25 protein-coding genes are annotated in these 21,491 nt (G+C 66.9%); 11 read left to right on the top strand and 14 right to left on the bottom strand.

Annotation, left to right across the window (positions count from 1 at the left end; all coding sequences use genetic code 11):
* Positions 1–24: 24 nt before the first annotated feature.
* The 3 genes from AC5P6E_RS01095 to AC5P6E_RS01085 all read right to left on the bottom strand — a co-directional run bounded on the left by AC5P6E_RS01095 (position 25) and on the right by AC5P6E_RS01085 (position 2,751).
* Positions 25–414 carry a DUF488 domain-containing protein gene (locus AC5P6E_RS01095; protein ID WP_029550884.1) on the bottom strand — a complete coding sequence of 130 codons (390 nt, stop codon included), beginning with the start codon at positions 412–414 and terminating at the stop codon, positions 25–27.
* Between the two features lie 121 nt (positions 415–535).
* Entirely contained in the window at positions 536–1,330 is a 795-nt protein-coding gene (locus AC5P6E_RS01090) for a hypothetical protein (protein WP_019338785.1), read from the bottom strand.
* A 164-nt stretch (positions 1,331–1,494) separates the two neighbouring features.
* Positions 1,495–2,751 carry a diphosphate--fructose-6-phosphate 1-phosphotransferase gene (locus AC5P6E_RS01085; RefSeq protein ID WP_019338784.1) on the bottom strand — a complete coding sequence of 419 codons (1,257 nt, stop codon included), beginning with the start codon at positions 2,749–2,751 and terminating at the stop codon, positions 1,495–1,497.
* 136 nt (positions 2,752–2,887) lie between these two features.
* On the opposite strand from AC5P6E_RS01085, the gene AC5P6E_RS01080 reads away from it, so the two are divergent.
* The 3 genes from AC5P6E_RS01080 to AC5P6E_RS01070 all read left to right on the top strand — a co-directional run bounded on the left by AC5P6E_RS01080 (position 2,888) and on the right by AC5P6E_RS01070 (position 5,720).
* On the top strand, positions 2,888–3,451 hold the full coding sequence (locus AC5P6E_RS01080; protein ID WP_010484004.1) for an adenylate kinase: 564 nt from the start codon (positions 2,888–2,890) through the stop codon (positions 3,449–3,451).
* Positions 3,452–3,780: 329 nt separating this feature from the next.
* A complete protein-coding gene (gene mpl, locus AC5P6E_RS01075; RefSeq protein ID WP_019338783.1) occupies positions 3,781–5,145 on the top strand; it encodes a UDP-N-acetylmuramate:L-alanyl-gamma-D-glutamyl-meso-diaminopimelate ligase in 1,365 nt (454 codons plus the stop codon).
* Positions 5,142–5,720, top strand: coding sequence for an LON peptidase substrate-binding domain-containing protein (locus tag AC5P6E_RS01070; RefSeq protein ID WP_019338782.1), 579 nt, complete (start codon positions 5,142–5,144; stop codon positions 5,718–5,720). Before mpl ends, AC5P6E_RS01070 begins: the two co-directional genes overlap by 4 nt.
* A gap of 177 nt (positions 5,721–5,897) precedes the next feature.
* Here the strand turns inward: AC5P6E_RS01070 and AC5P6E_RS01065 are convergent, their stop codons facing one another.
* Positions 5,898–7,895, bottom strand: coding sequence for a bifunctional DedA family/phosphatase PAP2 family protein (locus AC5P6E_RS01065; protein ID WP_329835482.1), 1,998 nt, complete (start codon positions 7,893–7,895; stop codon positions 5,898–5,900).
* An 85-nt stretch (positions 7,896–7,980) separates the two neighbouring features.
* Between AC5P6E_RS01065 and AC5P6E_RS01060 the strand changes: the two genes are divergently transcribed.
* From AC5P6E_RS01060 to AC5P6E_RS01050, 3 genes are all read left to right on the top strand, one after another.
* On the top strand, positions 7,981–8,643 hold the full coding sequence (locus tag AC5P6E_RS01060; RefSeq protein WP_019338780.1) for a phosphotransferase: 663 nt from the start codon (positions 7,981–7,983) through the stop codon (positions 8,641–8,643).
* A complete protein-coding gene (locus tag AC5P6E_RS01055; protein ID WP_019338779.1) occupies positions 8,640–9,146 on the top strand; it encodes a DUF2867 domain-containing protein in 507 nt (168 codons plus the stop codon). Before AC5P6E_RS01060 ends, AC5P6E_RS01055 begins: the two co-directional genes overlap by 4 nt.
* Before the next feature lie 152 nt (positions 9,147–9,298).
* Positions 9,299–9,661: a DUF4288 domain-containing protein gene (locus AC5P6E_RS01050; RefSeq protein ID WP_019338778.1), complete on the top strand. Its 363-nt coding sequence runs from the start codon at positions 9,299–9,301 to the stop codon at positions 9,659–9,661.
* A gap of 45 nt (positions 9,662–9,706) precedes the next feature.
* Here AC5P6E_RS01050 and AC5P6E_RS01045 read toward each other — a convergent pair whose 3' ends face one another.
* Positions 9,707–10,390: a hypothetical protein gene (locus tag AC5P6E_RS01045; RefSeq protein ID WP_019338777.1), complete on the bottom strand. Its 684-nt coding sequence runs from the start codon at positions 10,388–10,390 to the stop codon at positions 9,707–9,709.
* A 108-nt stretch (positions 10,391–10,498) separates the two neighbouring features.
* Here AC5P6E_RS01045 and AC5P6E_RS01040 point away from each other — a divergent pair, with 108 nt between their 5' ends.
* Both AC5P6E_RS01040 and AC5P6E_RS01035 read left to right on the top strand, forming a co-directional pair.
* Positions 10,499–11,317, top strand: a complete 819-nt coding sequence (locus AC5P6E_RS01040) for an SDR family oxidoreductase (RefSeq protein ID WP_329767144.1) — start codon at positions 10,499–10,501, stop codon at positions 11,315–11,317.
* Positions 11,318–11,410: 93 nt separating this feature from the next.
* A complete protein-coding gene (locus AC5P6E_RS01035) occupies positions 11,411–12,403 on the top strand; it encodes a YiiG family protein (protein ID WP_478413798.1) in 993 nt (330 codons plus the stop codon).
* 55 nt (positions 12,404–12,458) lie between these two features.
* Here AC5P6E_RS01035 and AC5P6E_RS01030 read toward each other — a convergent pair whose 3' ends face one another.
* Entirely contained in the window at positions 12,459–13,331 is an 873-nt protein-coding gene (locus AC5P6E_RS01030) for an ion transporter (protein WP_010484015.1), read from the bottom strand.
* A gap of 63 nt (positions 13,332–13,394) precedes the next feature.
* On the opposite strand from AC5P6E_RS01030, the gene AC5P6E_RS01025 reads away from it, so the two are divergent.
* Entirely contained in the window at positions 13,395–14,621 is a 1,227-nt protein-coding gene (locus AC5P6E_RS01025) for an acetylornithine transaminase (protein WP_010484016.1), read from the top strand.
* A gap of 93 nt (positions 14,622–14,714) precedes the next feature.
* Here AC5P6E_RS01025 and AC5P6E_RS01020 read toward each other — a convergent pair whose 3' ends face one another.
* Positions 14,715–15,317 (bottom strand): HAD-IA family hydrolase, encoded by a 603-nt coding sequence (locus AC5P6E_RS01020; RefSeq protein ID WP_049453666.1) that lies wholly within the window; start codon positions 15,315–15,317, stop codon positions 14,715–14,717.
* Between the two features lie 123 nt (positions 15,318–15,440).
* On the opposite strand from AC5P6E_RS01020, the gene azu reads away from it, so the two are divergent.
* Entirely contained in the window at positions 15,441–15,890 is a 450-nt protein-coding gene (gene azu, locus AC5P6E_RS01015) for an azurin (RefSeq protein WP_019338772.1), read from the top strand.
* 70 nt (positions 15,891–15,960) lie between these two features.
* Here the strand turns inward: azu and hemL are convergent, their stop codons facing one another.
* Complete coding sequence (gene hemL, locus AC5P6E_RS01010; protein WP_495230614.1) at positions 15,961–17,250, bottom strand: glutamate-1-semialdehyde 2,1-aminomutase; 1,290 nt, start codon at positions 17,248–17,250, stop codon at positions 15,961–15,963.
* 15 nt (positions 17,251–17,265) lie between these two features.
* Positions 17,266–17,901 carry a thiamine phosphate synthase gene (gene thiE / locus AC5P6E_RS01005; protein ID WP_495230613.1) on the bottom strand — a complete coding sequence of 212 codons (636 nt, stop codon included), beginning with the start codon at positions 17,899–17,901 and terminating at the stop codon, positions 17,266–17,268.
* A gap of 34 nt (positions 17,902–17,935) precedes the next feature.
* On the opposite strand from thiE, the gene AC5P6E_RS01000 reads away from it, so the two are divergent.
* A complete protein-coding gene (locus AC5P6E_RS01000; RefSeq protein ID WP_014038358.1) occupies positions 17,936–18,160 on the top strand; it encodes a rubredoxin in 225 nt (74 codons plus the stop codon).
* A 78-nt stretch (positions 18,161–18,238) separates the two neighbouring features.
* On the opposite strand, the gene AC5P6E_RS00995 is transcribed toward AC5P6E_RS01000, so the two are convergent.
* The 5 genes from AC5P6E_RS00995 to AC5P6E_RS00975 form a co-directional block, all read right to left on the bottom strand.
* Positions 18,239–19,084, bottom strand: coding sequence for a SirB1 family protein (locus AC5P6E_RS00995; RefSeq protein WP_010484022.1), 846 nt, complete (start codon positions 19,082–19,084; stop codon positions 18,239–18,241).
* 182 nt (positions 19,085–19,266) lie between these two features.
* Positions 19,267–19,710 (bottom strand): DUF192 domain-containing protein, encoded by a 444-nt coding sequence (locus AC5P6E_RS00990; RefSeq protein WP_010484023.1) that lies wholly within the window; start codon positions 19,708–19,710, stop codon positions 19,267–19,269.
* Positions 19,711–19,731: 21 nt separating this feature from the next.
* Positions 19,732–20,379, bottom strand: coding sequence for a ribose-5-phosphate isomerase RpiA (gene rpiA, locus AC5P6E_RS00985; protein WP_006389802.1), 648 nt, complete (start codon positions 20,377–20,379; stop codon positions 19,732–19,734).
* Between the two features lie 22 nt (positions 20,380–20,401).
* A complete protein-coding gene (locus AC5P6E_RS00980) occupies positions 20,402–20,881 on the bottom strand; it encodes an EVE domain-containing protein (protein WP_019338636.1) in 480 nt (159 codons plus the stop codon).
* Positions 20,878–21,471, bottom strand: coding sequence for a 5-formyltetrahydrofolate cyclo-ligase (locus AC5P6E_RS00975; protein WP_019338637.1), 594 nt, complete (start codon positions 21,469–21,471; stop codon positions 20,878–20,880). Before AC5P6E_RS00975 ends, AC5P6E_RS00980 begins: the two co-directional genes overlap by 4 nt.
* Positions 21,472–21,491 lie beyond the last annotated feature (20 nt).

Here is a 21,491-nt window from a genome sequence, read left to right as displayed (position 1 = left end):
GGCCGCTGGCCGGCATCTGGGTGATCACTCCGCCAGCATTGCTCCCCGCGCTACCAGCAACTCGCGCAATGCCTTGCGATGGCAATGCGCTTCATCCTCGCAGTAGCACCCTACGCTGATGTCGCTGTGCCGTGACATCGCGGCCAGCAGGTCCAGCGCGTGGGCCGCATCCGGCGCCCTCATCTCGGCCTTGTAGTGGCGGAAGAACGCAGTCCAGTCGGCGGCCGACTTCGCCTCATGCGCCTGCTTCACCAGCTCGGCGCTGGGTGACAGGGTCGGGAACCAGACGTCATACCAGTCCTGCCGGGCGAACTCGCTGCGCGGCACGCCACGCGGCGGGCGCCGCACGGTACCGATACGCAGCCCCTCGCTGGGGTGGCGCGGCATACCCAGTCGAACAACACGCAATGCCATGATGATCTCCAGGCGGCGCATCCATCATCCAGCGATGCACGTGCGCCAGGCGTGAACCGCTGTGGAAACGAAAAGGCCCGGGCGCCTGCGCACCCGGGCCTTTTCCAATGCCGGCAGCGGATCAGTTGCCGCGGCAGTCCTTCAGCCACAGCACACGACCAATCTGGTCGTAGCTGTCGACCACGCCGGTCAGCGTCACTTTCTCGCGCGGGCGCAGGGCCAGCGCATACGCGGCCTGGTTGGCTGCGAACGAGCAGGAAATGGCCACACGCTCAAAGTCGATGCTGCCATCGCTGGGCAGGTCGAAGCTGGTGTTGTAGGTGCCGCCACTGCGCAGCACGGTGGTGATGCGACCGGTGATGGCGTAGGTCTTGCCCTTGTAGCGCGGCTCGACCGCGGCCGGGTTGTCCTTGTTCTGGTTGCGCAGCTGGAAGCCGAAGCGGTCGGCGGCAATCGTTACCACCGACGCCTGCGGAGTGGCCTTGGCTGCCTGTTCGCCAGCCTTGCCCGGCTTGATCTGGTTGAGCAGCTTGCACATTTCTTCACGCACGCCATCGGCCGAGGCAATGGCGCCCTTGTTGACCTTCACCACCATGCCGACGGTGCCCTGGCCGCCTTCGGAAGTGGCGCTGATGATCATCGGGATCGGCTTGTGGGCCATGGATTCCGGCTCTTCGATCAGCATCGAGCCGCCTTCCACGTCCTCGCTGAGGACGTCCATGTTGGCGTTCTTGGCGATCACCCGCATCTGGCCGATGGCACTCGCCACGGTCAGGTCCGGATGGGTGACCGATGAAGTGAAGGTCGTGCCGACGAAGGGATTGCCCTTCTTCTGGAAGTTGCTTTCGCAGGTCGCAGCGAAGGCGGGTGCGGCAGCACCGCACAGCAGCGCGGCGATCAGGATCGGGTGCTTCATGGTTACAGTCCTTGTGAAATGGCAGCACAGGCCCAGGCCAGGTGGCCGGGCAGCGTCGAATCTGGCTTGCGGCGGCCCCTTTGCCCCGGGCCGGAGCCCGATTGTGGGGTGCTTCGGTGGTCGCTGCAATGTGCCCTGCGCTCCGCACAGGGCGCAGGTGCACCTCAGCCTTCGAAGGCCGGCAGCTTCTGCTTCACCGCCACGTTCTTGAGGGTGACGTACTTGGGCAGTCCATCGGTGCCATACGGCAGCGGGGCTTCGCCCTTGATCAGCGGCGACAGGTAGGCGCGCGCTTTGGCGGTGATACCGAAGCCGTCGCGGCGGATGAAGCCGGCGGGCATCTTCTTTTCATGGTTGGCGATCTTCGACAGCGGCGCCGCTTCGATCTTCCAGCGGTACGGTGCGTCGCTGCTGCGCACGATCACCGGCATCACGCCGTTCTGGCCCTTCAGCGCCAGCTGCACCGCGGCCTTGCCGACCGCCTGCGCCTGCTCCCAGTCGGTCTTGCTGGCCAGGTGGCGGGCCGAGCGCTGCAGGTAATCGGGCAGCGCCCAATGGACCTTCAGGCCCAGCTGGTCCTTGACCCGGCCGGCCAGGTGCGCGGCCACGCCGCCCAACTGCGAGTGCCCGAACGAGTCCTTGCCGCCACCGGCGTCGGCGACGAAGCGGCCATCGGCGGTGGCGATGCCTTCCGACGCCACCACCATGCAGTAGCCGACGCGGTCGACCACGGCCTTGACCTTGGCCAGGAACGCCGCCTCGTCATAGGCGCGTTCGGGCAGCAGGATGATGTGCGGCGCTTCGTCATCGCCGTTGCCGGCAAGGCCCGCGGCCGCAGCCAGCCAGCCCGCGTGGCGGCCCATGGCCTCGTAGATGAAAACGCGGGTGGAGGTCTCGGCCATCGCCGCCACGTCCAGCGCCGCTTCGCGCACCGAGACGGCGGTGTACTTGGCCGCCGAGCCGAAGCCGGGGCAGGTGTCGGTCACTGCCAGGTCGTTGTCGATGGTCTTGGGCACGCCGATGCAGGTCAGGTCGTAGCCGGAGGCCTTGGCCAGCTGCGAGACTTTCAGCGCGGTATCGGCCGAGTCGTTGCCGCCGTTGTAGAGGAACCAGCGCACGTCGTGCGCGCGCAGCACCTGCAGCAGGCGGTCGTAGCGGGCGCGGTCGGCGTCCAGCGATTTCAGCTTCACCCGGCACGAGCCGAAGGCGCCACCCGGGGTATGGGCCAGGGCGCGGATCGCGGCGGCGCTCTCCTTGCTGGTGTCGATCAGCTCCTCGCGCAGCGCGCCGAGGATGCCGTTGCGGGCGGCAAGGACCTTGATGCCCTTGGCCCGGGCCTGCTCGATCACCGCTGCCGCCGTGGCATTGATGACCGCGGTGACACCGCCGGACTGGGCGTAGAGGAGAGTACCGTTGCGCATGCTTCTACCTGCTCGGGGGAGGGGACATTGCAGGGACATTACCCGGATGCGGTAAAGTGGCGCTATTGCGGTGCAGCGATACCGGTCCGTCCGGGACGCGAACCTTCTTTGTTTTCAACACGTTGGAGTCAGGTCAATGCGATTGGTTCTGTTGGGACCGCCCGGTTCGGGCAAGGGGACACAGGCGACGCGCCTGAAGGAAAAGCTGGGGATCGCCCACATTTCGACCGGTGACATGCTGCGCGCGGAAATCGCCGCCGGCACGGAGCTGGGCAAGCAGGCCAAGACGGTGATGGATGCCGGCAACCTGGTGTCGGACGACATCCTGCTGGGCATGCTGGAGTCGCGCCTGACCCAGGCCGATGTCGCCAAGGGCTTCATCCTCGATGGTTACCCGCGCAATGTGGCCCAGGCCAATGCGATGGACGGCCTGCTGGCCAAGATCGGCCAGCCGCTGGATGCCGTGGTGCAGCTGGACGTGGCCACCGAGCTGCTGGTCGACCGCATCGCCGGTCGCGCCAAGGAGCAGGGCCGCGCCGATGACACGCCGGAAGCGGTGCGCCAGCGCCTGCAGGTCTACAACGACCAGACTGCCCCCGTGGTGGACTTCTACGCCGGCCGTGGCACCCTGGCCCGCGTCGATGGCGTCGGCGAGCTGGACGAGATCGAAGCCCGCATCCTGGCGGCGATCAAGGGTTGATCCTGCAGGGCCGGTGCACTGCCGGCCCTTCGGGCGCAAAAAACACAGGCCTGGTCCGCGAGGACCAGGCCTGTGTCGTTTGATAGGCGCCAGCAGAGGGCTTGCTCAGGGCCCCCGCAGCATGAGCTCCCTTGGGGATGGCCTCTTGGGGAGTAGGACCGGTTCGGGTACTGCGGCTGGCAGTTCGAATTGTGTCCGGGTTCACAGAACATCGCTATCGGGATTTCCCTGACAGAAGATTGGAGTTTTCTCACATCCTGTGTAGGACTTGTCTTACCCCGGATCGGACATTGGCCCTATACAGCCGTCATCGGTCACAATCCTCGGTCATGAGCAGCGTACATATCCTTGCAATCGCCGGCACCTTCATGGGCGGCGTGGCCGCCCTGGCGCGGGAACTGGGCCATACGGTCAGTGGCAGCGACCAGGCCATCTATCCGCCGATGTCGACCCAGCTCGAGCAGCTGGGTATCACCCTGGACCAGGGCTACCGCGCCGACAGCGTGCCACCGGGCACCGACGAGGTGGTGATCGGCAACGCACTCTCGCGCGGCAATGCCGCCGTTGAGGCCGTGCTCGACGCCGGCCAGCGCTACATTTCCGGTGCCCAGTGGCTGTCCGAACAGGTGCTGCCGGGCCGCGACACGCTGGCCGTGGCCGGTACCCATGGCAAGACCACCACCACCACCATCCTCACCTGGCTGCTGGAAAGCGCCGGTCGTTCTCCCGGTTTCCTGATCGGCGGCGTCGCCGAGGATTTCGGCGTCTCCGCCCGCCTGGGCCAGGGCCGCGAGTTCGTGGTCGAGGCCGACGAGTACGACACCGCCTTCTTCGACAAGCGCAGCAAGTTCGTGCACTACCGGCCACTGGTGGCCATCCTCAACAACCTTGAATACGATCACGCCGACATCTTCCCGGACGTGGCCGCGATCCAGCGCCAGTTCCATCACCTGGTGCGCACGGTGCCGGCGCGTGGCCGACTGATCGTCAATGGCGAGGATCAGCATCTGGCCGAAGTGCTGGCGATGGGCTGCTGGACCCCGATCGAGCGCTTCGGCTTCGATCCATCGCTGGAGTGGCATGCGGAACTGCTCGCTGCCGATGGCAGCGCGTTCCGCGTGCACCACCGCGGGCAGGCACTGGGTGATGTGCAGTGGTCGTTGCTGGGCCGCCACAACGTGCTCAACGGCCTGGCGGCGCTGGCAGCCGCACATGCGGTGGGTGTTGCGCCGGCCGAGGTGATCCCGGCGCTGGCGCGCTTCCGCAGCGTCAAGCGCCGCATGGAAGTGATCGGCAGCCACGAGGGCATCACCGTCTACGACGATTTCGCCCACCACCCGACCGCAATCGCCACCACGCTGGAAGGGCTGCGCGCCAAGGTGGGCGATGCGCGCATCGTGGTCGCGATGGAGCCGCGCAGCAATTCGATGCGGCTGGGCGCACACGCGCAGGCGCTGGCACCCTCGCTGGCGCTGGCCGATGAAGTGGTGTTCCTGCATCGCCCGGAACTGGCCTGGGATGCTGCTGCGGTGATCGCCGCAGTGCGTGGCGAAGCGCACGCGGTGCCCGATACCGACGCGCTGCTGGCGCAATTGCAGGCCAGCGCGCGCAGGGGTGACCACGTGGTGTTCATGTCCAACGGTGGCTTCGACGGCGCACCGCGCCGCTTCCTTGCCGCGCTGCAGGCCCGATGAGCGTCGACGGTTCGCTGCCGCTGTTTCCGCTGCACACCACGCTGGTGCCAGGTGCGGCGGTGGGCCTGCGCGTGTTCGAACGGCGCTACCTGGATCTGGTGCGCGACAGCGGCCGCAGTGGTGAGGGCTTCGGTGTCTGCCTGATCCTCGACGGCCAGGAAGTGGGAGCCCCGGCAACGCCGGCCGCGTATGGCGTGCAGGTACGCATCGAAGACTTCGATGTCGGCGCCGACGGCGTGCTGCAGTTGCGTCTGCGCGGCACCCGCCGCTTCCATGTCGAGCGCACCCGTGTGCGCGACAACGGGCTGGTGGTGGCCGATGTGCGCTGGTGCGAGGAAGACCCCGACGACGAACTGCGGCCGCAGCATGCGCTGCTGGCCACGGTGCTGGGGCACATCATCGAACAGGCGGGTGAAGCCTATGCACCGGCCAACCCGGCGTTGCTGGACCAGGCCAGCTGGGTCGGCTGGCGGCTGGCCGAGCTGTTGCCGCTGAGCGAGCAGCAGCGGTTGCAGCTGCTGCAGATGGACGACCCGCACCAGCGACTGCAGCAGTTGCTGGGCTGGATGCCGTAGCAGCCCGCCCCGGGTGGGTGTGCACCTTGGTGCACACGCTGGGGTATGCGGGGAATGCCATCCACGCATGGCGTGGATCTGCTGTAGAGCCGAGCCCATGCTCGGCTTGATGGATCCCGCGGAGGGCAGCCGAGCATGGGCTCGGCTCTACAGTGGGTGGCCGCGCACCGGTACCGGTCAGGGCGTGGTGGTCTTCAACCGCAGCACCGGCAACCCGGTTTCGCTGTGCACATCCTCGCGCTGCGGCAGGTCCTGCACGGCGTCCTTCACGGCATTCAATGCCGGGTCGACACCACGCAGCGGGTGCCACATGCCGATCCATTCGAAGTGGCGCTCGTAGCGCAGGGTCTGCGCGCTGCCCAGCCACAGCGGCGTGCTGCCCGGCTGCAGCTGCGCGGGCGCCGGCCACAGGCGCAGCACATAGCGCTCATCCGGCTGCGCGCCCTGGCGCACCATCAGCAGTGCTTCCACGCGGGTGTCCAGCGTGGCCGGCAGCACCGGTAGTTCGTCGGCGCCGGTGTTCTTGTCCAGCATCAGCAGCGCCTGTTGCCAGCCCGCCTGTTCCTGCCGCTTCCAGCCGCGTGCTTCCAGCTGCGCCTGCAGCGGTGCCAGCGGGCCGGCCACCTGCACGTCCAGCGGCCAGCGCTGGTCGTCGTCGAACTCGTTGCGACGCGCCGGCAGCGTGGCCCAGTCGTGCTGCCACCAGGCCTGCGTGTCCATTGCCTGCGGGGCCGGCAGGGTCGGCTCGAAGCGTTCCAGCTTCACCGGGATGTTGCGCGGTGCGTACCACATCGCGGCGACGGCGAACACGCCGTAGAACAGCCACGCCACCGGCTTCACCCAGAACGAGCGGTTGAAGCGGCGGCGGTAGGCGATGCCCAGCACCAGCAGCCAGAACGTGCCGAACAACATGCCGCCGATCACGTCGCTCAGCCAATGCGCACCCAGGTACAGGCGCGAGAAGCCGATCAGGCTGACCACGATGCCCGACACCAGGTACGGCCAGACGCGGGTGCGGCCGGGCATCTCACGCGCGATCAGCACTGCGAAGAAGCCGAAGGTGATGGTGGCCATGGTCACCGACACCGAAGGGAAGCCGAAGCCGCTGCTGGCGTCGACCGGGCGCACCACATCCACGGTGGCGCCGAGCAGCATGGTCAGCGCCAGGCCGAACGCCAGCGCGGCCAGCCAGTGGGCGGCCGCCATCCAGCGCCGGCGCCAGATCAGGTAGCCCATCGCTGCAGCGGTGGCCGGCAGTAGTACCTGCCAGGCGCCCAGCGACGCCAGCGCGGCCATCGGGTAATCGGCCAGCGGGTTACGCAGCGCCAGCATGGCCTGGTGCACCAGCAGGTCGATCGCCAGCGGCTCGCCGTGCGCGACCACCACGGTCAACAATGCGAACCAGCCCCAGCCCAATACCAGCAGCATCAACGCCAGCATCGCCAGCGGCACCGATTCACGGCGCTTGGGATCAAGCACGCCGACGGTATAGCGGCCCAGCGTGGGGTGGCGGTTGGACCAGTCCAGCAGGCGTGCCAGCCAGTTGTCCATGCGCGCGGCCGACCAGCGGTAGCCATACAGCACGATGGCCCAGACCAGGCCGAGGATCACCGCCAGCAGGCCGACCACCACCACCAGTCGTCCGGCCACGGCGGCCACCGCGTCATACGCCTCACCGAGGATCCAGCCCGGGGCCAGGAACAACACGGCCCAGGAGATGCTGGCGATGCCGCTGGCCTGTACGTAGCGGCTGGCCGGCATCTTCATCATGCCGGCGATGGCCGGCACGAACGGGCGGATCGCGCCGACGTAGCGCGCGATCAGGATGCTTTTGAAGGCGTTGCGGCGGAACAGGTTCTCGCCGCGGTCGAGCAGCTGCGGGTAGCGGCTGAACGGCCACACGCCACGCAGCCGGTCGCCCCAGCGGCGGCCGATCCAGTAACTGATGCCGTCACCGGCGAACGCGCCCAGGGCTGCCGCCGCCACCGCGTACGGCCCGGAGATCTGGCCCAGGCCGATGAACACGCCCACCGCGAACAGCAACGGAAGCGCCGGCACGATCGCGCCGAGAATGATGACCGCATCGCAGAAGGCGATCAGAAAAATGACCGCACCCGCCAACACGGGATGAGCGGCAATCCACGCGAGGGTGGCGTCGATCCATGAAGAGTCCATTGCCCGATTATAGGGGCGTGAAGGTGACTGGTTCCCAGCCGCTTCGTGACCGTTTGCAACCAGTGCCATCGCCTAGAATGGGCCCATGCCGCATACGCCTGACGCTCAACCGCATGCTTTGAAGGCCGACAGCTTCGGCCGGATCCTCCTTGTGAAAGGGCTCGATGGCCCCTTCGTGCGCCGTGATCTGGGCGCCACGCCGCTGTGGTTGCGGCTGCCTGCGTGGTGGCTGGCCCGCCGTGAAGCCTGCGCGCTGCAGCACATTCACGGCATGGCCGACGTACCGCAGCTGCTGGCCTGGAATGGCCATCACCTGGATCGCAGCTTCATGGCCGGCGACGCCATGTACCAGCGTCCGCCGCGCGGCGACCTGGCCTGGTTCCGCGCCGCGCGCCGGCTGCTGCAGCAGCTGCATCGCAACGGCGTGGCCCACAACGATCTGGCCAAGGAAGCCAACTGGCTGGTCACTGAAGATGGACGGCCGGCGCTGATCGACTTCCAGCTGGCGGTGATCGGCAACCCGCGCTCGCGCTGGATGCGCCTGCTGGCCCGCGAGGACCTGCGCCACCTGCTCAAGCACAAGCGCATGTACTGCCGTGAATTGCTTACGCCGGTGGAGAAGCGGTTGCTCAAGCGCACCTCGTGGGTGCGCGAACTGTGGTTTGCTACCGGCAAGCCGGTCTACCGCTTCGTCACCCGCCGCATCCTGCATTGGGAAGACAACGAAGGGCAGGGGCCCAAGCCGTGAAGGCTTCGCGGATAGTGACCGGCCCGCCGAGCGCGGGCAATGTGTTGCGTGCGCAGTTGCCTGGTGCCGACTTCGTGCACGCCTGTCAGGCCACCACCCGGCGCGACGGGCGTACCGCACTGCAGGCCTACCGCGACATGGCGGCGACCATTCCCGGCTGGTTCGATGGGCTGATGGCGCTGCGCAACCACGGCATGCGCCTGCTCGGCATGAAGCATCTGGGCTCGTTGCGGGCGGTGCAGGTTGTCGAAGATCCTCAACCGGGCCAGCGGCTGGGCATCTTCACCCTGCAGTCGATGGATGACGATGCCATCGTGCTGGAGGACAACGACCGCCACTTGCGTGTGCAGCTGGCCCTGCAGTGGCAGGGCGACGTGCTGGAAGTGGCGACCGTGGTGCATACGCACAACGCGTTCGGGCGCGTGTACATGCTGCCGGTTGCGCCGGTGCACCGGTTGATCGTGCCGCATCTGTTGAAAAAGCAGGTGCAGGTGTACCGCTAGATCCACGCCATGCGTGGATGTGGTTTGTGATCTGCGGGCTGCTCAACGGCTAAACGGCTCATTGCCCAGTGCCGCATGAATGTGGATTCCATCGGCAGCAGAAGGCTCGCGACATCCAGGGACAATCCGCAAGAGAATGATCGAGGTGATGCATGTGGTATTGCGCGCACGCAATTTTCTATTACGAGAGCCCAAGCCAGGGCTCGTTCCTGGTGCATGAGAACGTGTACCTGATCAGTGCCGACAACGATGAACACGCTCTTGAGAATGCAGAAGCGCTTGCTTCCGGGTATGAGGATCTGACCGGTCGCCTGGTGGGTGAAGACGGTAGGCCGTACCTTTATCGATTCGCCGGAATCCGCAAGCTGATATCTGTGGAGCCTGGTCAGGACACCGCCGAGGGGCGCCTGCACTCCGGCGTGGAGGTCACGTACTCCGTGATGGCGGTGGATACGTTGGATCAGGTGAAACGGCTTGCCCGTGGTGATGGCGTGGCAGTGCTGTACCAGGAATAGAAATGTAGAGCCGAGCATGGCTCGGCTCTACAGGGGGCGGTGGCCTTACGGCGTCGCCGGCACCACCTGCTGGCCAATGAAGTTGCGCTTGGCGTCGAAGTCGTAGGCGATCTGCAACTGCCCGACATCCGGGCAGGCGTGGCAGTCGCGCAGCGGCGTGCGGTACAGCAGGCGGATGCCACCATTCTCCAACGGCGAGGCGCCGGCCGACTGCGCCGGTGCGAACGGCGTGGCTTGCGGGTTGGCCTTCAGCAGTTCCTGCACAGTGGGGTCGGCACGCAGGGTGTCGTCCAACTGCACGGCATCCACATCGATGCGCTTGCCGCTGGCATCGACCAGGCGGGTACCTTCATTGGTGTTGGCGCGGAACGGATACTCGACCGTGGCAATGCCCAGTCCTTCGTTCTCGTGCCATGCGGTCACATAGGCCAACTCACCGCCGGTGGACAACTGCTCGGCGGCGGTGATGGCCTCGGCACTGGCGCCACCGGCGCGCATCGCGTCGCGAAGGCAATCCCGGGTGGCCGCATTCTCGCCCTGGCGGCAGGCGTTGAGGTCGCCATCCCAGACCACCGCCTCGCTCCAGCGCATCTTGCCGTCGGCGGCGGCCTTCTCCGCACTGGGCGCGTCACCGGCGGGCGGCTCCTTTCCGGGTTCCGGCGAACGGCCCTGGCAGGCGGTCAGCAGGGCAAGCCCCAGGGCAGGCAGCAACAGGCGGGAACGGCGCATGGCGTGGACCTCGTGCGTTGTCTGGAGGCCCGAGTATCGTCAAGGGCGGGTGAACTCCGCGTCGGCGCGGCATACTAGCGGCTCATTGCATACGCTGGAGTGTGGAACGTGGGCAGTCTGCAGGGCAAAACGCTTTTCATCACCGGTGCCTCGCGTGGCATCGGCCTGGCCATCGCACTGCGCGCTGCGCGCGACGGCGCCAATGTGGCCATTGCGGCCAAGTCGTCGGTGCCGAATCCGAAGCTGCCGGGCACCATCCACACCGCCGCCGAAGCGGTGACGGCTGCAGGCGGGCAGGGCCTGGCGCTGAAGTGCGACATCCGCGAGGAAGAGCAGGTGCAGGCGGCGGTGGCGGCCACGGTCGACACCTTCGGTGGCATCGACATCCTGATCAACAACGCCAGCGCGATCTGGCTGCGCGGCACGCTGGATACGCCGATGAAGCGTTTCGACCTGATGCAGCAGGTCAATGCGCGCGGCAGTTTCCTGTGTGCGCAGGCCTGCCTGCCGTACCTGCTGCAGGCGCCGAACCCGCACATCCTGACCCTGGCACCGCCGCCGAGCCTGGAGCCGAAGTGGTGGGGCGCACATACCGGCTACACGCTGGCGAAGATGGGCATGAGCTTCGTCACCCTGGGCCTGGCCGCGGAATTCGGCCCGCAGGGCGTGGCGGTGAATGCGCTGTGGCCGCGCACCGTCATCGCCACCGATGCGATCAACATGATTCCGGGCGTGGATGCGGCTGGCTGCCGCACGCCACAGATCATGGCCGATGCCGCACACGCGGTGCTGGTGCGCGAAGCGGCCGGCTTCCACGGCCGGTTCCTGATCGACGATGAAGTGCTGGCGCAGGCCGGTATTACCGATCTTTCGGGCTATGCGGTGGATCCGTCGCGCGCGCTGTTGCCGGATCTGTTCCTGGATTGATCGCGCATCGCCGGAAGAGGCCGAGGGCTGCGACCCTTGGCCTGCTGCGTTAGAATACGTGGCTGTAATCGTTTTCAACAGGGATGTGAACACATGTCACGCACTCTTTCCGTCGCGGCGCTGGCCGCTTCGTTGTCGTTGATCCTGACCGCCTGCGGTGGCAAGGCCCCCGCAGCTGCGGGCGGCGCCGCTGCCTCCGGCACGCCGGACGCCAGCGCGGCGCCGTCCGACACACAGCAGCAGTTGACCGCCAAGCTCAACGCCTACATCGGCTGCTTCAACGCGCTGGATTCGAAGACCCACGGCAGCATCCAGTCCTACACGCGCTGGATCAAGGATGTCGACGCTGGCCCGACCGGGCGCGAGACGCACGTGTACGGACCGTTCGAGATCAGCGATTACGACATGAAGCAGTGCGACGCTCCGGTGACCGGGGCGATCGCTGCCAAGCCGGCGCTGGCCGAACTCGATGCTGCTGCAGGCCATTACCAGCAGGCGCTGAAGGCGCTGGTGCCGGTCAGCAAGGACGCGCACGACTACTATGATCGGCAGGACTACGAGGACGATCAGTTTGCCAAGGGCAAGCAGATGCACGCGCCCTTGATGGCCGCCTTCAAGGATTTCGTGGCTGCAAGCGAAAGGTTCAATGCCGAGCTGGAGCGCCAGAACGACGCCGCCCAGCGCGAGCAGCTCAAGGCGCTGGAGCAGGCTGAGGGGCGCACGCGCGAGTACTACCGCCTGGCGATGATGCTGGAGGCCAAGGCCATCATGGATCTGATGAGCGAGGATGATTTCGATCAGGCCAAGGCCCGCGAACGCCTGGATGCCTTCAACCGCATTTCCGATGAAGCGCACGCCAAGGTTGCCGACCTGGAGCCGGGCAAGTCGGACTGGGAAGGCTTCGAACGTGGTGCCGAGAATTTCCGGCGCGAAGGCAAGGAGCGGCTGCAGCGCGTCAGTGAGAAAAAGCCTTACACCGATTTCGAACGACGCATGCTTGATTCGCCGTCGATGGCGCCGCGCGGTTCGGCCAGCAAGCTGATGCAGGAATACAACTCGCTCGTTTTCCAGAGCAACCGCCAGTAGCGCTCCCGCTCATGGCGTGATCGGCGAGCGCCGGTGTACATCGCCGGCGCTTGCATCAATGGTTGAACGCATCCGGCAGCTTGCCACCGCACTTGCGGCAGTGCAGTGCATCCGGCTCATGGCCTTCCAGCCCACAGTCCGGGCAGCCACGCGCATCGCGGCGCGCGGCCTGTTCGGCCTCGCGCATGGTGCTGGCCAGTTCGGCGGTGTAGATGCCGGTGGGCACGGCGATGATGCTGTAGCCGATCAGGATCAGCACCGAGGTGACGAAGCGGCCGAGCACGGTCTGCGGCACGATGTCACCGAAGCCGACCGTGGCCATGGTCACCACCGCCCAGTACATGCTGGCCGGGATATTGGTGAAGCCGTGTTCGGGGCCCTCGATCACGTACATCAGCGCACCGGCGATGATGGTGATGGTGATCACCGTGAACAGGAACACCAGCACCTTGCGCCGGCTGCGCCACAGCGACGTCATCAACACGCCGCTTTCTTCGATGTAGCGGGTCAGCTTGAGGATGCGGAACACGCGCAGGATGCGCAGTGCGCGCACCACCAGCAGGCTCTGCGCGCCGGGGATGAACATCGACAGGTAGGCGGGCAGGATCGACAGCAGGTCGATGATGCCCCAGACGCTCACCGCATACCGCAGCGGGCGCTTGACCACCGCCAGCCGCAGCAGGTACTCGGCGGTGAAGATGATCGTGAAGCCCCATTCCAGGATGTACAGGCCGGTGGACCATTCGGCGTGCAGGTGCTGCACGCTGTCGATCATCACCACCAGGATGCTGGCGACGATCGCCACCACCAGGATCAGGTCGAAATTGCGCGAAGGGCGGGTGTCGTGGCGGTAGATGATGTCGAACCACCGGCGGCGCCAGCCGGTCTCGGTGGCGGGGTTCAGCTGGGGGGCGGAAAACGGTCGCATGGGCGCATTGTGCCGCAGGGGTTCCGGCGCGAGAATGGGGATTCCTGAATCCTGCCGACTGCCATGACCGCCGCTACCGATCCGCTGATCTCCCTTTCGCACTATTACCTGCCGGTCTACAAGCCCCGCCAGGTGGTACTGGAGCGAGGCCAGGGCGCCCGCGTGTGGGACAGCCAGGGCCGTGAGTTCATCGACCTGGCCGCCGGCATCGCCGTGTGCGGCCTGGGCCACAACGACCCGGACCTGGTGGCCGCGCTGGTCGAACAGGCCGGCAAGCTCTGGCATACCAGCAACGTGTTCTACAGCGCGCCACCACTGCACCTGGCCGAGGAGCTGGTGAAGGCCAGCCGCTTCGCCGAGCGCGTGTTCCTGTGCAATTCCGGCGCCGAAGCCAATGAAGTGGCGATCAAGATGGTCCGCAAGTGGGCCTCCAGCCAGGGCCGCCCGGCCGACAAGCGGGTGATCATCACCTTCCGCGGCAGCTTCCACGGTCGCACCATGGGCGCAGTGACCGCGACTGCCCAGCCGAAGTACCAGGAAGGCTACGAGCCGCTGCCCGGTGGCTTCCGCTACATCGATTTCAACGATGAGGTGCAGCTGGAAACTGCGATGGCCGCCGGTGACGTGGCAGCGGTGATGCTGGAGCCGATCCAGGGCGAGGGCGGCGTGATGCCGGCCAAGTCCGGTTTCCTCAAGCGCGTGCGCGAGCTGTGCGACCAGCACAACGCGCTGCTGGTGCTGGATGAGATCCAGGCCGGCATGGGCCGCACCGGCACGCTGTTCGCGCACTGGCAGGACGACGTGGTGCCGGACATGGTCACCCTGGCCAAGGCGCTGGGTGGCGGCTTCCCGATCGGTGCGATGCTGGCCGGCCCGAAGGTGGCCGAAACCATGCAGTTCGGTGCGCACGGCACCACCTTCGGTGGCAACCCGTTGGCCGCTGCGGTCGCACGCGTTGCGCTGCGCAAGCTGGCCTCTGCGGAGATCGCCGCCAATGTCAGCCGCCAGTCGAAGGCGCTGCGCGATGGCTTTGCGCGCATCAACGAAGAATTCGGCGTGTTCAGCGACGTGCGTGGCCGTGGCCTGATGCTGGGCGCGGTGCTGAGCAAGGACTTTGCCGGCCAGGCCGGTGCGATCCTCGACCACGCCGCCGAGCAGGGCCTGCTGACCCTGCAGGCCGGCCCGGACGTGCTGCGCTTCGTGCCGTCGCTGAACATCACCGACGAAGAAGTGGCCGAAGGCCTCAAGCGCCTGCGCGCAGCGATTGCTGCGTTCATCGCCGCGCGCTGAAGCCTGCAGAGGCATCTGTAGAGCCGAGCCTACGCTCGGCTCATCGCGATGTCAGGCAACAGGAGCCGAGCATGGGCTCGGCTCTACAGCGCGTCATGCGATCCGATAGCGCTTCAACACCTTGCCCAATCCCCGGCCATCGCGCACGGTTTCCGCGTGCAGGCCGGCAGCGCGTGCGCCGCGCACATTGGCGAACAGGTCATCAATGAACAGCGTGTGCGAAGGCGCCACGCCGAGTACCTCAAGCGTGCGCAGGAAGACTTCCGGTGCGGGTTTGCGCAGGCCGAAACCGGCGCTGCAGAACACGCGCTCCCGCAGGGCCGGGAACAGTTCCGGCAGCAGGGCGGGCAAGGCCTGCTGCATCAGCGCGCCGTTGTTGGTCAGCACCGCCATCGGCAGCTGCAGGGCCTGCAGCCGCTGCAGCACGGCAGCCTGCGGATGGCTGGCGGCCCGCCGCGCCGCGGTCCATGCAGCCACATCGACCGTCGTGCCCAGACGCTCCCCCAGCTGCGCCAGATAGGCCGGGCCATCCAGCGTGCCATTGTCATGCGCCGCTTCCAGTCCGCTGTCATACAGCGCGGCCTGCACGGCCTGCGCCGGAACCTGCAGCGCCTGGGCCAGGTGCAGCACGCGTTGCGCGCGCTGGTACTGCACCAGCACGCCATCCACATCCAACAGCAACAGATCGATACGCATCGGCCGAGCATGCCATTGCAGTGAACACTCGGGAAACCCTGGAGCAGCCATGCGACAGACGGTCGCAGACGCGGCCACAGGGGCCTGCCTAGAATGGCGCTTGAATCCGCAGGAGATGCAACGATGAAGGCTTGGAGGGTGGCAGTGGGAGTGGGCGCGCTGATGCTGGCGCCGTCGGCGATGGCGCGGGTGTGTGCGGTGAGCATCGACAGCACCGACCAGATGAGCTTCAGCAGCCGCGAGATCAAGGTCGCCGCCGACTGCACCGCCGTGGACCTGACCCTGCGCCACACCGGCAAGCTGGCCACTACCGCGATGGGCCACAACTGGGTGCTGACCCGCACCGCCGACTATCAGCCGGTGGCGATGGCGGGCATGCGCATGACCCTGGCCGACAGCTACCTGCCGAAGGCCGACAAGCGCGTGCTGGCGCACACCAAGGTGATCGGCGGTGGTGAGACCACGCGTGTGCGTTTCTCTACCCAGGGCCTGCAGAAGGGCGGTGACTACACCTTCTTCTGCTCGTTCCCCGGCCACTTCGCGATGATGAAGGGCAAGTTCGTCTTCGGTTGAAAAAAGGGGACGGAGCGGATCAAGTCGTTTGTACACAAACGACTTGATCCGCTCCGTCCCCTTTTTGCGATCAGCCCTTGGCTGCCTTGAACGCCACGCGTGCCGCGGCCAGCGTTGCTTCGATCACGGCATCGTCGTGCGCGCTGGACAGGAAGCCGGCCTCGTACGCAGACGGTGCCAGGAACACGCCCTGGTCCAGCATTGCGTGGAAGAAGCGGTTGAACGCCGGAATGTCACAGGCGGTGGCCTGTGCATAGGTCTCCACCTTCTCGTTGGTGAAGAACAGCCCGAACATCGCGCCCACGCGGGTGGTGGTCACGGCCACGCCGGCTTCGGCGGCGGCGGCTTCCAGGCCGGCGCACAGGCGTGCCGTGCGCTCGGCCAGGTCGGCGTGGAAACCCGGCTGCTGGATCAGCTCCAGCATCGCCAGGCCAGCGGCCATCGCCACCGGGTTGCCGCTCAGCGTGCCGGCCTGGTAGATCGGGCCGGCCGGGGCGATCTGCTGCATCAGCTCGCGACGACCGCCGTAGGCGCCCACCGGCATGCCGCCGCCGATGATCTTGCCGAAGGTGGTCAGGTCCGGGGTGATGCCGTAGTGCGCCTGCGCACCGCCGAGGGCGACGCGGAAGCCGGTCATCACTTCGTCGAAGATCAGCAGCGCGCCATGCTTCGTGCACAGTTCGCGCAGGTGCTGCAGGTAGCCTGCGCGCGGCGGAATGCAGTTGGCATTTCCCACCACCGGTTCGATGATCAGGCCGGCGATCTCGCTGCCGCGGGCCTCGAACAGGGCGGTGGCGGCCTCGAAGTCGTTGTAGGGCAGGGTCAGGGTCAGTTCGCTCAGGCCGGCCGGCACGCCCGGCGAGGTCGGCACGCCCAGGGTCAGCATGCCGCTGCCGGCCTTGACCAGGAACGAGTCGCCGTGGCCGTGGTAGCAGCCTTCGAACTTGACGATGCAGTTGCGGCCAGTGGCCCCGCGCGCCAGGCGGATCGCCGACAGGGTGGCTTCGGTACCGGAGTTCACCATGCGCACCATCTCGCACGACGGCACCAGCCGGGTGATGGTCTCGGCCATGGTCACTTCCGCTGCGCACGGCGCACCGAAGGACAGGCCGTTGTCGATCGCCTTCTTCACTGCCTGGCGCACGGCGGTGTGGTTGTGGCCGACGATCATCGGGCCCCACGAGCCCACGTAGTCGATGTAGCGGTTGCCGTCGACGTCGTACAGGTAGGCGCCGTCGGCGCGCTCGACGAAGAAGGGTTCGCCGCCGACCGACTTGAACGCGCGCACCGGTGAGTTGACGCCGCCGGGCAGCAGTTCCTGGGCGCGGGAGAACAGGGCGTGGGACTGGTCGTGGTTCATGGGGTTTCCTGGGGATTACTGCTGCGTATCGAATCGGGCGAGGTAGGCGCGCTGGGTCGCGACCGGGTCCTGCGCGGCATAGATGCCGCTGACCACGGCCAGCAGATCGGCGCCGGCATCGATGATGGGACCGACATTGTCCGGCGTCAGCCCGCCGATCGCCACCCGCGGCACGCCCAGTGCGGCGCTTTGCCGCAGCAGGTCGGTATGGGCGCGGCTGGTGGTGATCTTGGTGGTGGTCGGGAAGAACGCGCCGAAGGCCACGTAGCTGGCGCCGGCAGCCACGGCCTTCTCGGCATTGGCCAACTGGTCGTAGCAGGAGGCGCCGATGATGGCGTCGGGGCCGAGCAGGGCGCGCGCGCTGGGGATGTCACCGTCGGTGCCGCCCAGGTGCACGCCGGCCGCGCCCACGGCCTTGGCCAGCGCAGGGTCGTCGTTGATGATCAGCGGCACGCCGCGCTCCGCGCACAGCGCCTGCAGGGCGGTGGCCTGTTCCTGCCGCAGCGCGTCGTTGGCGGTCTTGTTGCGGTACTGCAGCCAGGTGGCGCCAGCGGCCAGCAGCGGCGCGGTAAGGGCCAGCAGGCGCGCGGTATCGGGCTCGTCCGGGGTGATCAGGTAGACGCCGCGGGGCGCCGGGGAAGCAGAAGTCATCGATGGCTACCGGTGCGTGGGCCGCGATGGGACAATGGCGGCCCGTGAATCCAGCCCTGATTATCCGATGAGCGATGCCACCCCCACCACCTTGCGCACCTGGATGTGCGTGGTCTGCGGCTTCCTTTACAGCGAAGCGGAAGGCTTGCCGGAGGAGGGCATCGCGCCGGGGACGCGCTGGGAGGACATCCCCGAGACCTGGACCTGCCCCGATTGCGGGGTGACCAAGGCCGATTTCGAGATGGTTGAAGTCGATTGACCGGTAGGGCCTGCAGGCCCTTCTGTGGGTGCGGACCGTTGGGGTGGGTGTGGACCGTTGGTCCACACACCGACTCCCTCAATGCAGCCGCGGCACAGGCCCGCCCAGGTCGATCAGCTTCTCACGCAGCCACTGCGCATCGCTGGCCTCGGGATTGCGCTTCAGGTACTGCCCCAGGTCGTGGCGGGCACCGGCCAGATATTCCAGCTGCAGATAGGCCAGGCCGCGATCCCGCAGCGCGTCGTCCTGCTCCGGGGCCAGCTTCAGCAGGCGATCGGCACTGCGTGCAGCGCGGTCCCACTCGCCGGCCTCGGCGTACACGCCATGCAGGTTACGCAGCATGCGCATCAGGATCGCGCGCGCCGGCGCCGGGTCAAGGATCTGCGCCAGCACCTGGTCGTCCGGCATCTGCCCACCCAAGTGTGATTTGGCCCGCTCGCGCAGTTCGTCCACGTCCAACGGGCGGCCACCGTTGAACGGGTCCATCACCAGCACGCCGTCGTCCACCGGCAGGCGCACCAGGAAGTGGCCGGGGAAGGACACGCCATCGAGCGGAATGCCCAGCCGGCGCGCGACTTCCATCTGCACCAGCGCCAGTGAGATCGGGTTGCCCAGGCGCCGCTCGAATACCTGGTTGAGGTAGCTGTTGCGCGGGTCGTAGTACTCGTCGTGGTCGCCGCTGTAGCCCAGCTCGTCGAACAGGTGACGGTTGATCGCTGCCATCTTCAGCGGGCTGTTGTCGATGCTGTCCACTTCCGAGCGGAGGTGGTCGACATGGCTCTGGATCAACGCGTCGTAGGTGGACGGCTGCAGATCGGGGTATTCATCGCGCGCGATCAGCAGTGCGGTCGGCAACAGTGGCAGCGCCTCGTCTTCGAGGTCGGCCAGTGCATCCCAGTCGGGGAGAGAGATCCGGTCCTGCATGACCACAGACTGGCGACATTTGCAGGCGGTTTCAAGCGGTGCCGCGTGAAAAAGTCACGGCCTGGGGCGATGGGTTTCCGGTGGGTGTGGACCTTGGTCCACACCACAGCCAGCCAGCGCGCGGCAAGTCAGTGCCGACCAAGGTCGGCGCCTACCGCTCCTCCTCAACGCAGGGCGAGGATCTACTCGATGCCCGGGCCGAAGGTCAGCGCGGTGCCGTCCTTCAGCTTCAGCTTCTCGGCCTGGCCCGCATTGAGCTCCAGCACGTACCGGGCCGGGCCACCGCTGGGATACGGCGGGCACATGTCGCCGGCCGAGCACGGCGGAACGTCGCGCTGCTGGCTGACCAGCCTGCGCTCGCTGTCGAAGTACAGGATGTCCAGCGCGATCTTCGTGTTCTTCATCCAGTACGCCTGCATTTCCTCGCGGTCGTGGATGAACAGCATGCCGTGGTCGGCGGCCATCTGGTCGCGGAACATCAACCCGCGCGCGCGGGTTTCATCGTTGGTGGCCAGCTCGACCTGGTAGCGGGCGCCATCCAGCTCGACCCAATGGCGGGCCGCGTCGGTGGCACAGCCGGCCAGGGCCAGCAGCGGAAGCATCAGCAGCGAACGCAACAGCGACATCGTCAGGATCCTTCGAAAGGGTCAGAGCACGACCGGCGGCTCGCCGCCGACGATCACCACATCGGCGCGGCGGCGTGCGAACAGGCCGACGCAGACCACGCCCGGCAGCTGGTTGAGTTCGCGCTCCAGCTTTTCCGGATCGGTGATCTGCAGGTTGTGGATGTCCAGGATCTGGTTGCCGTTGTCGGTGACCACGCCTTCGCGCCAGGTCGGCTGGCCGCCGGTCATGTCGCGGATCTGGCGGGCGACCAGGCTGCGCGCCATCGGGATCACTTCCACCGGCAGCGGGAATTTGCCCAGCACCGGCACCTGCTTGCTCGGGTCGACGATGCAGATGAAGCGCTCGCTGGCCTCGGCGATGATTTTCTCGCGGGTCAGCGCGGCACCGCCGCCCTTGATCAGGCACTTGTTGGCGTCGCACTCATCGGCGCCGTCCACGTACAGCGACAGGTTGCCGCTGTGGTTCAGCTCGATCACCTCGATGCCGTGCTGCTTCAGGCGCGCGGTGCTCTGCTCGGAGCTGGATACGGCGCCCTTGATGCGGTGCTGGATGCGGGCCAGGGCATCGATGAAATAGGCCACGGTGGAACCGGTGCCGACACCGACGATCATGCCGTCTTCTACGTACTCGATGGCTTTCTCGGCGGCCAGGCGCTTGGCTTCGGACATGGGAGAACTCTCAGGCAGGGAATCAGGATTTCTTTTCCAGCGACAGCAGCAGCTTCCACTGCGCGGCCGTCACCGGGAACACCGACAGGCGGTTGCCCTTGGCAACCAGCGGGAAGCCTTCGCCGAGCTCATCAGCGTGCAGCTTGATCTCGTCCAGCGCGATCACCTGCTTGAGCTTGCGGTCGAAGGCCACGTCCACCAGCATCCAGCGCGGGTTCTCGCGCGTGCTCTTGGGGTCGTGGTAGTCGGATTTCGGATCGAACTGGGTGTCGTCCGGGTAGGCCGTGCTGGCCACCGTGGCCAGGCCGACGATGCCCGGCACCTTGGTATTGGAGTGGTAGAACAGGATGCCGTCGCCCACCTGCATGCCATCGCGCATGAAGTTGCGCGCCTGGTAGTTGCGCACCCCGTTCCAGGGTTCGACCTTGACCTTGGCCAGGTCATCGATGGAGAAGGCGTCCGGTTCGGACTTCATCAGCCAGTAGCGCTTGCGGGCGGTCATGCGTTCACGGGGGCAGCGGAGGGGAACAGGGTGCCGTCTTCGGTGCAGATCGCATCCACCGGCACGTCCCACGACGCCACCGGCAAGGACTCGACCTGCTGCACCGCAAACGCAGCACCGACCAGCCAGGGCGGCGCCGGCCGATCGTGGCGGAAGGCGAAGCTGCGATCATACCAGCCGCCCCCCATGCCCAGCCGCCGGCACTGCGCGTCGAAACCCACCAGCGGGGTCACTACCAGCGCCATCTGCGCCGGTTCCAGGGTGTCTTCCACCGCCACGTCCGGTTCGGGAATGCCGTAGCGGTTGCTGGTCAGCGGCTGCCCCGGCCGCCACGGTGCGAAGCGCAGCACCTCACCGGCCAGCACCGGCAGGCAGTAGGTGAGGCCTTCGGGCAGTTGTAGCTGCCAGCGGTGCAGGGCGATTTCGCCATCCAGCGCCCAGTAGCCGGCCACGGCGCCTTCGCGCGGGGCGAACGGCAGGGCGAGCAGGGCATCGGCAAGCGATTCGGCGGCGGCGATGCGCTCAGCGGCGGAAAGGTCGCGGCGGCGTTGCCGCAGGTCGTGGCGCAGGGCCTGGCGCGGGTCGGTCATGGCAGCGTGCGGCAAGGATC

Source organism: Stenotrophomonas sp. YJH_SMC_16 (assembly GCF_059367875.1).
This window is presented reverse-complemented; position numbering and strand designations above follow the sequence as displayed.

Excerpts from the sequence above, each read along its gene's own strand:
- AC5P6E_RS01095 (WP_029550884.1), bottom strand. The coding sequence starts at position 414 with ATGGCATTGCGTGTTGTTCGACTGGGTATGCCGCGCCACCCCAGCGAG.
- AC5P6E_RS01090 (WP_019338785.1), bottom strand. The coding sequence starts at position 1,330 with ATGAAGCACCCGATCCTGATCGCCGCGCTGCTGTGCGGTGCTGCCGCA.
- AC5P6E_RS01085 (WP_019338784.1), bottom strand. The coding sequence starts at position 2,751 with ATGCGCAACGGTACTCTCCTCTACGCCCAGTCCGGCGGTGTCACCGCG.
- AC5P6E_RS01080 (WP_010484004.1), top strand. The coding sequence starts at position 2,888 with ATGCGATTGGTTCTGTTGGGACCGCCCGGTTCGGGCAAGGGGACACAG.
- mpl (WP_019338783.1), top strand. The coding sequence starts at position 3,781 with ATGAGCAGCGTACATATCCTTGCAATCGCCGGCACCTTCATGGGCGGC.
- AC5P6E_RS01070 (WP_019338782.1), top strand. The coding sequence starts at position 5,142 with ATGAGCGTCGACGGTTCGCTGCCGCTGTTTCCGCTGCACACCACGCTG.
- AC5P6E_RS01065 (WP_329835482.1), bottom strand. The coding sequence starts at position 7,895 with ATGGACTCTTCATGGATCGACGCCACCCTCGCGTGGATTGCCGCTCAT.
- AC5P6E_RS01060 (WP_019338780.1), top strand. The coding sequence starts at position 7,981 with ATGCCGCATACGCCTGACGCTCAACCGCATGCTTTGAAGGCCGACAGC.
- AC5P6E_RS01050 (WP_019338778.1), top strand. The coding sequence starts at position 9,299 with ATGTGGTATTGCGCGCACGCAATTTTCTATTACGAGAGCCCAAGCCAG.
- AC5P6E_RS01045 (WP_019338777.1), bottom strand. The coding sequence starts at position 10,390 with ATGCGCCGTTCCCGCCTGTTGCTGCCTGCCCTGGGGCTTGCCCTGCTG.
- AC5P6E_RS01035 (WP_478413798.1), top strand. The coding sequence starts at position 11,411 with ATGTCACGCACTCTTTCCGTCGCGGCGCTGGCCGCTTCGTTGTCGTTG.
- AC5P6E_RS01030 (WP_010484015.1), bottom strand. The coding sequence starts at position 13,331 with ATGCGACCGTTTTCCGCCCCCCAGCTGAACCCCGCCACCGAGACCGGC.
- AC5P6E_RS01025 (WP_010484016.1), top strand. The coding sequence starts at position 13,395 with ATGACCGCCGCTACCGATCCGCTGATCTCCCTTTCGCACTATTACCTG.
- AC5P6E_RS01020 (WP_049453666.1), bottom strand. The coding sequence starts at position 15,317 with ATGCGTATCGATCTGTTGCTGTTGGATGTGGATGGCGTGCTGGTGCAG.
- azu (WP_019338772.1), top strand. The coding sequence starts at position 15,441 with ATGAAGGCTTGGAGGGTGGCAGTGGGAGTGGGCGCGCTGATGCTGGCG.
- hemL (WP_495230614.1), bottom strand. The coding sequence starts at position 17,250 with ATGAACCACGACCAGTCCCACGCCCTGTTCTCCCGCGCCCAGGAACTG.
- thiE (WP_495230613.1), bottom strand. The coding sequence starts at position 17,901 with ATGACTTCTGCTTCCCCGGCGCCCCGCGGCGTCTACCTGATCACCCCG.
- AC5P6E_RS01000 (WP_014038358.1), top strand. The coding sequence starts at position 17,936 with ATGGCGGCCCGTGAATCCAGCCCTGATTATCCGATGAGCGATGCCACC.
- AC5P6E_RS00995 (WP_010484022.1), bottom strand. The coding sequence starts at position 19,084 with ATGCAGGACCGGATCTCTCTCCCCGACTGGGATGCACTGGCCGACCTC.
- AC5P6E_RS00990 (WP_010484023.1), bottom strand. The coding sequence starts at position 19,710 with ATGTCGCTGTTGCGTTCGCTGCTGATGCTTCCGCTGCTGGCCCTGGCC.
- rpiA (WP_006389802.1), bottom strand. The coding sequence starts at position 20,379 with ATGTCCGAAGCCAAGCGCCTGGCCGCCGAGAAAGCCATCGAGTACGTA.
- AC5P6E_RS00980 (WP_019338636.1), bottom strand. The coding sequence starts at position 20,881 with ATGACCGCCCGCAAGCGCTACTGGCTGATGAAGTCCGAACCGGACGCC.
- AC5P6E_RS00975 (WP_019338637.1), bottom strand. The coding sequence starts at position 21,471 with ATGACCGACCCGCGCCAGGCCCTGCGCCACGACCTGCGGCAACGCCGC.